Here is a 12,888-nt window from a genome sequence, read left to right as displayed (position 1 = left end):
CCCACCATCGGCGCGGCGATCCGGCTCATGATTTCCGATCCGGTACCGGTGCCCCACAAGATCGGCAGCAAGCCGGCCATGATCGCAACCACCGTCATCATCTTCGGCCGCACGCGCTCCACAGCGCCTTCCATCACCGCCTCGTAGAGATCCGCAGCCTGCGGAACGCGGCCTTCCTCCTTGCACTTGACACGGGTTTCCACCCAGGCGTGTTCGAGATAGATCAGCATCACGACGCCGGTTTCCGCCGCCACGCCGGCCAGCGCGATGAAGCCCACCGCAACCGCGACCGACAGGTTGTAGCCGAGCAGCCACATCAACCACACGCCCCCGACCAGCGCGAACGGCACCGACAGCATCACGATCAGCGTTTCGGTCAGCCGCCGGAAGTTCAGATACAGAAGCACGAAGATCGACAGCAAGGTCACGGGAATCACGACCTTCATCTTCTCGACGGCACGCTCCATGTACTCGAACTGGCCGCTCCAGGTGGCGTAATAACCCGGCGGGAACTTGACTTGATCGTTGACCGCCTTGCGTGCTTCAGCCACATAGCTGCCGATGTCGCGATCGCGGATGTCGACGTAGATGTACGCCGACAGCAAGGCGTTTTCGGTGCGGATGCCCGGAGCGCCCTTGGAGACCTGGATGCGTGCCAGCTGGCCGAGCGGGATCATGGCGCCATCCATCGCAGGCACCAGCACCTCGCGCCCGATCAGCTCGGGATCGCTGCGCAGCTCGCGCGGGTAGCGCACGGTGACACCAAAACGCTCGCGCCCCTCGACCGTGGTGGTGACCATCTCGCCGCCCAGCGCAGAACTGATCACGTCCTGCACTTCGCCCACGGCCAAACCATAGCGCGCGAGTTGCGCGCGATCCGGCACGATGTCGAGATAGAAGCCGCCCGTGATGCGTTCGGCAAAGGCCGACGTGGTGCCGGGCACCTTCTTGACCACCGCTTCGATCTGCTTGGCGACACGCTCCATTTCATCGAGGTCCTTGCCGAATACCTTGATGCCGATCGGCGTGCGGATGCCGGTCGACAGCATGTCGATGCGCGCCTTGATCGGCATCGTCCACGCGTTCGACACGCCGGGGAACTGCAGCGCCTTGTCCATCTCGGCGATCAGCTTGTCGACGGTCATGCCCTTGCGCCACTGCGATTCCGGCTTCAGGTTGATCACCGTTTCGAACATCTCGGTCGGCGCCGGATCGGTCGCGGTATTGGCGCGTCCTGCCTTGCCGTAGACCGACTCCACCTCGGGGAAGCTCTTGATGATCTTGTCCTGCGTCTGCATCACTTCCGCCGCCTTTGTGATCGACATGCCGGGCAAGCTCGCCGGCATGTAGAGCAGCGTGCCCTCGTTCAAGGTGGGCATGAATTCGCTGCCCAGCTTCGACGCCGGATACCAGGAAATAATCAGTGCGAGCAGCGCGGCGACGATGGTGAGTTTCTTCCAGCGCATCACGCCCTTGATGATGGGGCGATACACCCAGATCAGGAAGCGGTTCACCGGGTTCTTCGTCTCAGGCATGATCCTGCCGCGAATGAATAGCATCATCAGCACCGGCACCAGCGTCACCGACAAGACGGCAGCGCCCGCCATGGCGAAGGTCTTGGTGTAGGCCAGCGGCGCGAACAACCTGCCTTCCTGCGATTCCAGGGTGAATACCGGGAGGAAGGAAACCGTGATGATCAACAGCGAGAAGAACAGCGACGGGCCGACCTCCTTGCATGCAGCGATCATCGCATCCACCCGCGACTCACCGGCTTTCATGCGCTCCAGGTGCTTATGCGCATTCTCGATCATCACGATGGCCGCATCGACCATCGCACCGATCGCAATCGCAATCCCGCCCAGGCTCATCAGGTTGGAATTCATACCGAGCAGGCGCATGGCGATGAAGGCCATCAGCACGCCGACAGGCAGCATCAGGATCGCCACCAGTGCGCTGCGCACGTGCAACAGGAACACGATGCAGACCAGCGCGACGATAATGCTTTCCTCCAGCAGCGTGTGCTTGAGCGTTTCGATGGCGCGATGAATCAGATCGGAGCGGTCGTACACCGCCTGGATCGAGACACCTTCCGGCAATCCCGCGCTGACTTCCGCGATCTTGCTTTTCAGGTTCGCAATGACTTCCAGCGCATTCTGTCCATAGCGCGACATCGCGATGCCAGATACCACTTCCCCTTCGCCATTGAGCTCGGCCAGGCCGCGCCGTTCATCGGGCGCGAGCTCCACCCGCGCGATGTCACGGATCAGCACGGGAGTGCCTTTCTCGCTCTTGACGACCAGGTTTTCGATATCGCCTTTGCCGCGCAGATAGCCTTTACCGCGCACCATGTACTCGGTTTCCGCCATTTCGACGACGCGACCGCCGACGTCGCGATTCGAATCGCGAATGACCTGCGACACCTTCATGAGCGGTATGCCGTACGAACGCAGCTTCACCGGATCGACCGTCACCTGGTAGGTCTGGACGAAGCCGCCGATGGACGCCACTTCCGCCACGCCGTGCGCCTTGGTCAACTGATAGCGCAGATACCAGTCCTGCAAGGTGCGCAGTTCCGCCAGCGTCTTGTCCTTGGCCAGCACGACGTACTGGTAGACCCAGCCGACACCGGTTGCATCCGGCCCGATCTGCGGCGAGACGCCCTTGGGCATGCGGCCCGATGCGAAGTTGAGATACTCCAGCACGCGTGAACGCGCCCAGTAGATATCCGTGTTGTCCTCGAAAATGATGTAGACGAAGGACGCGCCGAAGAAAGAGAAGCCGCGCACCACCTTCGACTTCGGCACCGACAGCATGGCTGTGGTCAACGGATAGGTCACCTGGTCTTCCACCACCTGCGGCGCCTGGCCCGGATACTCGGTATAAACGATCACCTGCACGTCCGACAAGTCGGGCAGCGCATCGATCGGGGTTCTCAAAACGGCGTAGACGCCGGCCAATGTGATGAGCAGGGTCGCGAGCAGGACAAGGAAGATGTTCCTGCCGGACCAGTCAATGATCTTGTTCAGCATGGCATCATCCCGTTAATGTCCGGCATGCGCGTGGACGTCTGCGGGTTCAACCTTCGCTGCGCCCGTCGTCTTGATGCTGGTGATGACCCATTCACCCGGCTGACGCTCGACGAACTCGAAGGAGACGGCGGTGCCCGGTTTCAGGCCCTTCAGCAGCGCTTCGTTGGCAACATTGAATTCCATCGTCATGCCCGGCCACTTCAGACTCTCGATCGGTCCGTGCGCGATGCTGATGATGCCGGCCTTGGCATCGATCTCTTCCACCTTGCCCGTTGCCTTGTGCCCGACAACCGCTTTTTCCGCGGCGGGAGCAGCACCTTTGTCCGGCGTACCGAATCCGCCCACCGCGGCCTTCAGATTGCTTTCGGCATCGATCAGGAAGTTGGCGGCGACGACCACCTTTTCGCCCTGCTTGACGCCCTCCACCACCTCGATGTACTCGTCGCTGCGCGTACCGAGCTTGACTTCGCGTGGCTCGAAGCGGCCTTCGCCCGCCTGCACCAACACGATGCGGCGTGTACCGCTGTCGATCACGGCGGAAAGCGGAATCGTGAGCACATCCGATCTTGACGAAGCCGCCAGTTCCACCTCCGAGAACATGCCCGGCTTGAGCAATTGGCCGGGGTTGGCGAGTTCAATGCGGACCTGCACGGTACGGGTACCGGAATTCAGCGTCGGGTACACATAGGACACCGGGCCTTCGAACACCTTGTCCGGATAGGCGTTGATTCTGACCTTGGCTTTCGCGCCGGACTTGACCAGGCCGATGTCCTGTTCGAACACATCGGCCAGCACCCAGACGCTGGACAGGTCGACAATCTGGTACAGCATTTCGCCCGCCATGAAACGCATGCCCGACACCGCTTTCTTTTCGGTCACGATGCCGGTGGCCGGCGAGCGGAAAGTCATGGTGCGCCGGGCCTCGCCCGAGCGCGCCAGCGCCTTGATCTGTTCCTCCGAGATGTCCCAGTTCTTCAGGCGCATCAGGCTGGATTCTGCAAGCTGCTTCATGCCGTTCTGCGCTTCGCTGTCGGCGCCCTTGAGCGCCTGCACGCCCTGTGCCGCGACGGCGTATTCGCGCTGCGCGGAAACCAGTTCCGGGCTGTACACCTCGAACAGCGGCTGGCCCTTTGCGACCGCTTGTCCGGTGGAGTTCACGTGCAGCCGTTCCACATAACCTTCGAACTTCGGTGCGATCGTGTAGAGGCGACGCTCGTCCGCCTCGATGCGGCCGGCGGCGCGTACGACCTTGTCGATGGCTTTCAGGCTCGCGGCTTCCGTGCGCACACCGAGCTTCTGCACCTTGTCGGTGCTGATCTTGATCTGATTGGAGGAAGCGGCGTCCGCCTCCTCCTCGCCTTCATAAACGGGAATGTAATCCATGCCCATCGGGTCCTTTTTCGGAACCGGCGAGGTGTCAGGCAAGCCCATCGGATTGCGGTAGTACAGGAGTTTGCGTTCCTTCTTCACGCTGCCCTGCTGCGAGGCGGGCACGGCTGCCACGGCATCGCCTCTGCCTTGCATTCCGGCCCAATAGCCGCCCCCGGCTGCTAGTGCGGCAACGACAATCACGCCCACTGCGATGTTTGCGCCCTGTTTCATAATTCTTCTCCAAGGATTCGTTCGATTTCTGCCAGGCGTGCCTGCGCTTCCGCCTGTGCCTTGATCTGATTCTGTTTCGCCTGCCGGATCTGCCGTTGCGCATCGAGCAAAGTGGCGAAATCCACCTTGCCGTTTTCGTAACTGGCCAGCGCCGACTTGTAAGTCAGCTCGGCTTGCGGCAGGAGGCTTGAACTGATCGTCGTTTCCGTGCGGCGTGCGGCGTCCAGTCCCGACAGGTTCTCGGAAAGATCGGACAGCACCTGGTTGGCCGTGGCTTCCTTGCGGGCACGCGCGGCGGCCAGCATGGCTTCGGCCTCATGCTCCTGGGCGCGCCGCGTAGATTGTTGAATGGGAATGTTGAATTCAACCATCAGCTCCCATTCCTTGACCGAACCGCCGCTCTGCATCGGCGCAATGCCGACCGTGAAGTCCGGATAGCGGTTCTTGTAGCTCAGCTCACGGCTCTTCTCGGCCGCCCGCAACTTTGCGTCATCGGCATAGAGCTGCGGATTGCGACCGCGCACGCGGTCTTCCAGTGCCGCGTAATCGAGCCTGACCGGCGGCGGCAAGGAACGCAGGCGCTCGGGCGATGCCAGCGGTGCATTCGCCGGTCGCGACAGCAGCATGTTCAGGCGCGCCTCGGTCATGCGCCGCTCGTTTTCCAGTGCGATGAGCTCGTTACGCATATCGGTTTGCTCCACCTGCGCGCGGATCGCATCCGATTGCGCGGCGAGCCCGCCGGCGTAGCGCACCTGCGCGATCTTCTCGATACGCACCATGAGGTCGAGGATTTCGCGGGTCAGGGCTTCGCTGTGTTGCACGTAGTAGAGCTGCGCATAGCCCGCCTTGATCCGCGTGGAGAGTTCCGCCCAACTGCCGCTCGCGCGCCCTTTTGCGCCTTCGGCTTCCCATTGCGCGATCTCGCGTTGCAGCCCGCGCTTGCCGAACCAAGGCAAGTCTTGCATCAGTTGATAGCGGGTCTTGCCAACGCGGCTGGGTGACAGTGTCGGGCTCTGCTCGTTCATCTTGGTGATGTCTTGCAGTTCGATCCGCAACTTCGGATCGGGCAAGGCACCGGCCGAGGCGGCGCGCTCGTTGGCGGCGTCGGCTTCGTGCCGCATCGAGGCGAACTCCGGGTTGCGCGCCCTGGCATATTCGAGCAGGCTTTCCACGCTGGTGCCCGGCAGGACTTCGCTTGATTGTGCGTTACTCGGCGCGCTCATCGCGAGTGCGCTTGCCGCAATTGCAATAGCGACGAGGATGGGGCGGCGAGTAGCCGGAATAGTAATGCGCCCACCCGCGAGCGAGAGAAAATGTAAAGACATAAGACCTCCAGACAGCAATGAACGAGGACCGTCCGCGCGTCATGCGGGACGATGATCTATCGAGCAGCCTGGAGTGTCAGATTCGGAAGCAGCAGTTCTGGATGGCGAGCGGTGGCGCCGTGGTGCGGGTTAATAGCAAACCCGAAAATTGCGGTGGTACGGACAGGAGACGATGATCCTGGTGCATCACCGAGGCAACAAGGGTGACGGCCAGGAAGGGGGAAATATCGGGCAATTGCGGCTTGTCGATCGACTGGCTGCCGACCTGGGTCTGCGCCTTGCAGAGTACAGGCTGGTCCATGCTCGCTTCGTCACAGTCGCTCATGTTCTGATGACCGGCTGCTGCATGTGCTGCGGCAACCGCGTCGAGGGCTTGCGCAATCTGTCCGCTCGGGCAGACGTAGGCCGCCACCGCGAGCTGCGTAAACAGCACGCTGAACAGCGCGACGAGCGCTGCGAGCAAGCGGGATTTGCGTGAAAGCCTCATGAACCTTTTTTCAATCTGGGTAAGCAATACATCGGTACGTGGAACCCTTGTTTCAATTGTACGCAAGCGCGGAGCGAACAACGGTTGATCCAAGTCAACAATACCCGGATTCGCCACACCGATGACAGAAGGCGCAATGATGACAGTTCTTGCCGCAGCGTGCACGTCGCCGTTCTGCCAAGCCGGCACCAAAAGTGAACAATTTGTTTGACATAACCATTATACTAGTTTTATAGTTTATCCATGGACCTCGCCACTTCCGCCAAACGCCTTGCCAGTCTCGGCCACGAAAACCGTCTCGAATTGTTCCAGCTGCTCGTGCAGGCGGGTTCGGAAGGGATGACGATCGGTGAGTTGCAGGCGGTGCTCGACCGCCCGGCTTCCACACTCGCGTTTCACTTGCGAGAGCTGGTGTCCGCCGGCCTCGTGGTCCAGGAAAGGGAAGGCCGCGCGGTGCGGTGTCATGCCAACTTCCGCGCGTTGAACGAGATGCTGCAGTTCATCAAGCAGGATTGCTGCAAAGGTGTTGCTTTACCGGTATTCATTTCAAAGCCGGCTTGAAATTATTGGGTATGCGGGCATCGACAAGTTTTGTTGCGCCCGTTTTTTATTCAGCAATACAACTACTTTTCTAGTGATATAGATATATGAAGCCCTCTCCCGACCGTGCGCCCTCCTCATGCTGCTCTCCCCGTCCGCCAGAACCGGCTGTCATGTCATCCAGCGAAGCGCTGGCCGTGCTGTGGAAACGCGCGGACAAAGCCGTTCTGACAATTGCGTTGATCCTTGTCGGCATCGCCTGGCTGCTGCCCGCACAATTGCGCGACAGCCTCGCATTCACCGGCCACTCGCTGCTGGAAATCGCGCCATGGATAGCGATCTCGGTCCTCGTCGCCGCCTATGCCAAGGCGAGCAAGGCCGATGCCTTGATTGCGCGGGCCTTTACCGGCCATCCGGCGCGCATGATCACACTCGCATCGCTGCTCGGCGCACTCTCGCCGTTTTGCTCCTGCGGCGTAGTTCCGGTCATCGCCGGCCTGCTCGGCGCGGGCGTGCCACTGCCGCCGGTGATGGCGTTCTGGATGAGTTCGCCGCTGATGGATCCCAATATGTTTTTCCTCACCGCCGCCAATCTTGGCCTGGAATTCGCGGTGGTCAAGACTCTTGTCGCCATCGGCATGGGACTCTTGAGCGGTTCGATCACCTATCTGCTGGTCGCGCGCGGATTCCTGTCGCAGGCATTGCGTGTCGAACAGTCCGGCATGCCAAGCCACGCTGCCAGTACGCAAGCACAGTGGAACGTTCTGCGCTCACCACAAGCGCGTCATGCCCTGCTTGCCAGCGCACTCTCGAATGGCTGGATGCTGCTGCGCTGGATGACGCTCGCCTTTCTCCTCGAAAGCCTGATGGTGTCCTACTTGCCGGCCGACAACGTTGCCGCCCTCCTCGGCAAAGACGCATCCGCCATTCCGCTTGCAGTCCTCATCGGGATTCCAGCCTACCTCAATGGCTTCGCCGCCCTGCCGCTGGTGCGAGGGCTGATCGATCTGGGCATGAGCCCCGCAGTCGCGCTTGCCTTCCTCGTCAGCGGCGGCGTGACCAGCATTCCTGCCGCGACGGCGGTTTGGGCCCTGGTCAAGCCGCGTCTGTTTGCCGTGTATTTGTTCCTCGCAATCCTTGGTTCGCTTCTTGCCGCCTTCGCGTACAGCGCCTGGCTTGCGCTGCCTTGAACACGCGCGTCCGGCAGACTACCCTTGATATGAAACCCGATAACAGCAGCTTGCGGAGAAACCACGCATGACAAGAGAATCCGATGAACAAAACGCAAAGCTGCTGAACCGGGGATGCTTTTGCATCAGCCTCGACCGCGACGCGCTGCGTAGCGCGCTTGAAAGCGAGCTCGGCAACCACGACATGTTCGAGCTCATTGTGGAACGCTGTCCGTATGTCTTTGCCGCCAGACCGGTGTTCGTATCGGATGCGCACACGCAGCGCATGGAAGACGTAGTCGCCGCGGTGGAATCGGTGGTCGCCATGCCTGCCTATCGCGAGGCCGTACTGGCGGATGCGCCGCCGATCGCGCGGCATGACCCGGGCGCCAAGGGGGTCTTCTTCGGCTACGATTTCCATGTCGAAGAGAGCGGCGTGGGGCTCATCGAGATCAACACCAATGCCGGCGGCGCGATGCTGAATGCCGTGCTGATGCGCGCACAACGCGTCTGCTGTGGCGCAGTTGAGGAAATGCTTCCCGCATCCGATGAAGCGGGAATTTTCGAGCAAAACATCGTCGCGATGTTCCGTCAGGAGTGGATGCTGTCCGGCCGCAGCCGGCCGCTGCGCAGCATCGCGATTGTCGACACGCAGCCCGAGCAGCAGTACCTGTATCCGGAATTCCTGCTGTTCAAGCAGTTGTTCGAAAAGCATGGCATGCAGGCAGTGATTGCCGACCCGTCCGAACTGAGCCTGCGCGACGGCGCTCTCTGGCACGGCGACACGGCCATCGACCTGGTGTACAACCGCCTCACCGATTTCATGCTGGAGGAACCATCGAGCGCAGCCCTGCGCAGCGCTTATCTCGACAATGCCGCAGTGCTCACACCCCACCCTCGGGCCCACGCACTCTACGCCGACAAGCGCAACCTCGCGCTGCTCAGCGATCCAAGCCGGCTGCGCGAACTCGGCGTGCCCGAAGCGATACGCGACATCCTGTTCGCCACGATTCCGCGCACCGAGATTGTGACGCCGGAAAAAGCGGAGCGCCTGTGGAGCGAACGCCGCCATCTGTTCTTCAAGCCGACGGCGGGCTTCGGCGGCCGCGCCGCCTACCGCGGTGACAAGCTCACCAGGCGTGTCTGGGAAGAGATTCTGGCGGGCGATTACGTCGCGCAGGCCATCGTCGCACCCGGCGAACGCGTGATCGATACCGACGACGCGCCGCAGACGCTCAAGTTCGATGTGCGCGACTACACCTACGACGGCAAGGTGCAATGGCTCGCGGCTCGGCTGTACCAGGGCCAGACGACCAATTTCCGCACGCCGGGCGGTGGCTTTGCGCCGGTGTACAGGCTGCCCGCATCCGAGAATTGTTGCCCGGATTCATGCTCTTGCCAGGCGACTTGAAGCGCTTTTTCTTGATGTACCGCACTTGTGCGACTTCGACAATTCGCCCATCATCGACAAGTCGAAGGATCTCTTCCTTGCTGTTTCCGGCTTCCCCGACCCTTATCGCTATCGGAGAAATACCATGCCTGAACGTACCGTCGCACAATCCCTCCCGCGCAAGCAACTCGCCGTCGCCGCGCCGCAATCCACCGCCTATGAAGCCGCCTGCCTGATGACCAAGCACCGCTGCGGCAGCGTGCTGGTGATCGACGCCGCGAAATCCCTGCTCGGGATTTTCACGGAGCGTGACCTGATGACCAAGGTGGTCGCCCAATCGCTCGACCCGCGCACGACCGCCATGTCCGATGTGATGACGCCGAGGCCGCAATCGATTTCGCCCGAAACCACCGTCTCCGATGCCCTCCTGCTGATGAAAGGAGCCGGGTTCCGCCATCTGCCGGTCGTGAGCGCGACGTCGGAAATCGTCGGCGTGTTCTCGATTCGCGATGCCTTGCCGCACGAGATCATCGAGGCGGAAGAGCTTCATGAATTCCTGGACGACGAATTGACGAAGGTGCTCGGGTAAGAGGATCTAGCCCAGCGTTTCCGCCGCATCCTTGATCGCGGCGCGAATGCGCTGGTAAGTGCCGCATCGACAAATATTGCCGCTCATCGCCGCATCGATGTCGGCATCGGTCGGGCTTTTCCCTGCCTTCAGCAGCGCAGTCGCGCTCATCACCTGTCCGCTCTGGCAATAGCCGCATTGCGGCACGTCGTGTCGTATCCAGGCATCCTGCACCGCCTTGCCGACACGGTCGGTTTCCATCGCTTCGATGGTCGTGATCGACTGTCCCAGCGCCGCGGAAACCGGCGTCACGCAGGAGCGCACCGGCTGACCGTTGATATGCACCGTGCACGCTCCGCACAAGGCCGCGCCGCAGCCGAACTTGGTCCCCGTCATGTTGAGCAGGTCGCGCAGCGCCCACAGGATGGGCATGGCCGGATCGGCATCGAGCTGCACGTCGCGGCCGTTGATATGAAGCGTCAGCATGTCTCTCCTTGTCCTTGTTATGGGTTCTGCCGGTCGAAGACCGATCCGCAGAATATAGACGAAATTGCATCGAAGTGTCTCGGGAACACGCAAGGAACGCGCTTGCAGATGTAGAAGTTTTCCTCTAGGGAACATATTATAAGAACGGCGGTCTAGAGTGCTTTCCGCCAATCTTGAATACGCCCCCGACTATGATGCTTGACGAGCAACACAGCGAAGAATTGAGAGCACTTCGCAATCTGGAACGCACCGTACGCGCCTATAGCGTGACCGCGCACATGGTGTCCGAGCAAAAACGCCAGGAGATGCTCGCCACCGCGCTGCGAGAAGTGATCAATGCGCGCAAGCGGGCGATCCGCAAATCGCGTTGCGTCCCGTTCCAGCAACCGCCTGCCAAAGGACGCTCGGAAGCGTGATCCGGACTTGCCGCGTCCGCGCATGCAGAGACCGCGGTCGCATGTTTTCCTGAGGAAGGCCGCGCTCAACGCCGGCTGTGTCCTCCTTTGGTTTTGCGCATTGGCGCGACTTTCTTCTTTCGTCCGATCGACGACATTCCTCCCATCCAGATTGAAAATCGGCGAAGTCTGCCGACTGCTAAGGTTGTCGTCAGCGCCAGCATTGACGCCACGGATAGCGGCAAGAATCAATGAGTTAACGAATTGCACGCCAAAGAGCATCCGATAGCTCTGCCAGGGTTAAGGCGACCGGTCCCACGCGCCACAATTTCTTTGGCTAGCGTTCTATGGTTTTCGACATGCAAGAGCATCAAAACCCCGGCTACAATCGCGCATCGCAATCGGTTTTTCAGAAATGCAAAAAGCTCGGGAAGGAAAATCATGTTGAATGGCCTGTGGCTGGGCTTTTTCGTCGTCGCCGCGTTGAGCGGTTTCGGGCGATGGTTTGTGGCCGGCGATGCGGGCGCTTTTTCCGCGATGGTGGAAAGCCTGTTCGCCATGGCGAAGCTGTCGGTCGAGGTGATGATCCTGTTGTTCGGCACCCTCACCCTGTGGCTTGGCTTCCTGCGCATTGCGGAAAAAGCAGGACTGGTGGAGGCCCTCGCGCGCTTTCTTGCACCGCTGTTTCGCCGCCTGATGCCGGAGGTGCCCGCCGGGCATCCGGCGCTGGGACTGATCACTCTCAATTTCACCGCCAATGCACTCGGTCTGGACAATGCGGCAACGCCGATCGGTCTGAAGGCGATGCGTGCGCTGCAGGAACTCAATCCGAAGCCGGACACGGCGAGCAATGCGCAAATCCTGTTCCTGGTCCTGAACGCCTCATCGCTGACGCTGTTGCCGGTATCGATCTTCATGTATCGTCTGCAGCAGGGAGCACCCGATCCGACCCTGGTGTTTCTGCCGATTCTGATCGCCACCAGCGCGTCCACCCTCACCGGCTTTCTTTCAGTGGCGGTGATGCAGCGCCTGAGGGTGTGGGATCCGGTCGTGCTCGCATGGCTCGGCGGCGCCGCCCTGCTCCTGGGCGGCTTCATGGCGCTACTGGCCGGGATGTCCGCGACCGCGCTTGCTGCGCTGTCTTCCTTGCTTGGCAACCTGGTGCTGTTCAGTTTGATCCTGCTGTTCCTGCTGTTCGGTGCGCTGCGCCGGGTACCGGTGTACGAGAGCTTCGTCGAGGGTGCGAAAGAAGGCTTCGACGTCGCGAAGAATTTGCTGCCCTATCTGGTGGCGATGTTGTGCGCGGTCGGCGTGTTGCGTGCATCCGGTGCGCTGGATGTCGCGCTGGATGGATTGCGTTACGTGGCGGACGCGGCGGGATGGGATACGCGTTTCATCGACGCGCTGCCAACCGCACTGGTCAAGCCATTCTCCGGCAGCGCGGCGCGGGCGATGCTGATCGAACTGATGAAGACGGCCGGCGTGGACAGTTTCCCCGCCCTGCTTGCGGCCACGGTGCAAGGCAGCACCGAAACGACCTTCTATGTGCTGGCGGTGTATTTTGGCGCCGTGGGCATCCAGCGGACCCGGCATGCGGTGGGATGCGCGCTGCTCGCGGATGCGGCGGGCGTGCTGGCGTCGATCGGGGTTTGCTACTGGTTTTTCGGCTAGGGGTGCACGCGTATGGGGCGATCCAACCGCTCAATCGCTTTCCAACGTCGCAAACAAGCTTCGCCACGAATCCTTGATGACGGCCTAGTACTACTGCGTCATAAATTTAAATTTCTACGCTGACAGCACGGGCACCGTTCCAAGCGACTGACCAGGCCAATGACCAGCATCAGCCGCAGCGACCGGATCGAATCAGGCACATGGCGCTGCGCCCGCACCGGCCCCG

11 protein-coding genes are annotated in these 12,888 nt (G+C 61.1%); 6 read left to right on the top strand and 5 right to left on the bottom strand.

Features of this window, described 5'->3' with window-relative positions:
- From VJ651_RS03960 to VJ651_RS03945, 4 genes are all read right to left on the bottom strand, one after another.
- On the bottom strand, nt 1–3,029 hold a 3,029-nt coding region (locus tag VJ651_RS03960), incomplete at its 3' end, for a CusA/CzcA family heavy metal efflux RND transporter (RefSeq protein ID WP_324106186.1).
- A 12-nt stretch (nt 3,030–3,041) separates the two neighbouring features.
- Nucleotides 3,042–4,631 (bottom strand): efflux RND transporter periplasmic adaptor subunit, encoded by a 1,590-nt coding sequence (locus VJ651_RS03955; protein WP_324106185.1) that lies wholly within the window; start codon nt 4,629–4,631, stop codon nt 3,042–3,044.
- A complete protein-coding gene (locus tag VJ651_RS03950) occupies nt 4,628–5,956 on the bottom strand; it encodes a TolC family protein (protein WP_324106184.1) in 1,329 nt (442 codons plus the stop codon). Before VJ651_RS03950 ends, VJ651_RS03955 begins: the two co-directional genes overlap by 4 nt.
- A 76-nt stretch (nt 5,957–6,032) precedes the next feature.
- Nucleotides 6,033–6,443 carry a hypothetical protein gene (locus VJ651_RS03945; RefSeq protein ID WP_324106183.1) on the bottom strand — a complete coding sequence of 137 codons (411 nt, stop codon included), beginning with the start codon at nt 6,441–6,443 and terminating at the stop codon, nt 6,033–6,035.
- A gap of 243 nt (nt 6,444–6,686) precedes the next feature.
- Here VJ651_RS03945 and VJ651_RS03940 point away from each other — a divergent pair, with 243 nt between their 5' ends.
- From VJ651_RS03940 to VJ651_RS03925, 4 genes are all read left to right on the top strand, one after another.
- Entirely contained in the window at nt 6,687–7,004 is a 318-nt protein-coding gene (locus tag VJ651_RS03940) for a metalloregulator ArsR/SmtB family transcription factor (protein ID WP_324106182.1), read from the top strand.
- Nucleotides 7,005–7,156: 152 nt separating this feature from the next.
- Nucleotides 7,157–8,173 (top strand): permease, encoded by a 1,017-nt coding sequence (locus VJ651_RS03935; RefSeq protein WP_324106181.1) that lies wholly within the window; start codon nt 7,157–7,159, stop codon nt 8,171–8,173.
- A 67-nt stretch (nt 8,174–8,240) separates the two neighbouring features.
- Nucleotides 8,241–9,563, top strand: coding sequence for a hypothetical protein (locus VJ651_RS03930; RefSeq protein ID WP_324106180.1), 1,323 nt, complete (start codon nt 8,241–8,243; stop codon nt 9,561–9,563).
- A gap of 124 nt (nt 9,564–9,687) precedes the next feature.
- The gene (locus tag VJ651_RS03925; protein WP_324106179.1) at nt 9,688–10,131 is read left to right on the top strand and encodes a cyclic nucleotide-binding/CBS domain-containing protein; all 444 of its coding nucleotides are present in this window, start codon (nt 9,688–9,690) and stop codon (nt 10,129–10,131) included.
- Between the two features lie 6 nt (nt 10,132–10,137).
- Here VJ651_RS03925 and VJ651_RS03920 read toward each other — a convergent pair whose 3' ends face one another.
- Nucleotides 10,138–10,596, bottom strand: a complete 459-nt coding sequence (locus VJ651_RS03920) for a (2Fe-2S)-binding protein (protein WP_324106178.1) — start codon at nt 10,594–10,596, stop codon at nt 10,138–10,140.
- Between the two features lie 221 nt (nt 10,597–10,817).
- Here VJ651_RS03920 and VJ651_RS03915 point away from each other — a divergent pair, with 221 nt between their 5' ends.
- Both VJ651_RS03915 and VJ651_RS03910 read left to right on the top strand, forming a co-directional pair.
- Nucleotides 10,818–11,012 carry a hypothetical protein gene (locus tag VJ651_RS03915; RefSeq protein ID WP_324106177.1) on the top strand — a complete coding sequence of 65 codons (195 nt, stop codon included), beginning with the start codon at nt 10,818–10,820 and terminating at the stop codon, nt 11,010–11,012.
- A gap of 420 nt (nt 11,013–11,432) precedes the next feature.
- On the top strand, nt 11,433–12,662 hold the full coding sequence (locus tag VJ651_RS03910) for a nucleoside recognition domain-containing protein (protein ID WP_324106176.1): 1,230 nt from the start codon (nt 11,433–11,435) through the stop codon (nt 12,660–12,662).
- The last annotated feature ends 226 nt before the right edge of the window (nt 12,663–12,888 follow it).

This window comes from Noviherbaspirillum sp. (genome assembly GCF_035254865.1).
Classification (GTDB): domain Bacteria; phylum Pseudomonadota; class Gammaproteobacteria; order Burkholderiales; family Burkholderiaceae_D; genus Noviherbaspirillum.
This window is presented reverse-complemented; position numbering and strand designations above follow the sequence as displayed.

Bases quoted from the DNA above. Each gene is read 5' to 3' on its own strand.
- VJ651_RS03950 (WP_324106184.1), bottom strand. From the start codon at position 5,956: ATGTCTTTACATTTTCTCTCGCTCGCGGGTGGGCGCATTACTATTCCG.
- VJ651_RS03930 (WP_324106180.1), top strand. From the start codon at position 8,241: ATGACAAGAGAATCCGATGAACAAAACGCAAAGCTGCTGAACCGGGGA.
- VJ651_RS03935 (WP_324106181.1), top strand. From the start codon at position 7,157: ATGTCATCCAGCGAAGCGCTGGCCGTGCTGTGGAAACGCGCGGACAAA.
- VJ651_RS03920 (WP_324106178.1), bottom strand. From the start codon at position 10,596: ATGCTGACGCTTCATATCAACGGCCGCGACGTGCAGCTCGATGCCGAT.
- VJ651_RS03940 (WP_324106182.1), top strand. From the start codon at position 6,687: ATGGACCTCGCCACTTCCGCCAAACGCCTTGCCAGTCTCGGCCACGAA.
- VJ651_RS03925 (WP_324106179.1), top strand. From the start codon at position 9,688: ATGCCTGAACGTACCGTCGCACAATCCCTCCCGCGCAAGCAACTCGCC.
- VJ651_RS03955 (WP_324106185.1), bottom strand. From the start codon at position 4,631: ATGAAACAGGGCGCAAACATCGCAGTGGGCGTGATTGTCGTTGCCGCA.
- VJ651_RS03910 (WP_324106176.1), top strand. From the start codon at position 11,433: ATGTTGAATGGCCTGTGGCTGGGCTTTTTCGTCGTCGCCGCGTTGAGC.
- VJ651_RS03945 (WP_324106183.1), bottom strand. From the start codon at position 6,443: ATGAGGCTTTCACGCAAATCCCGCTTGCTCGCAGCGCTCGTCGCGCTG.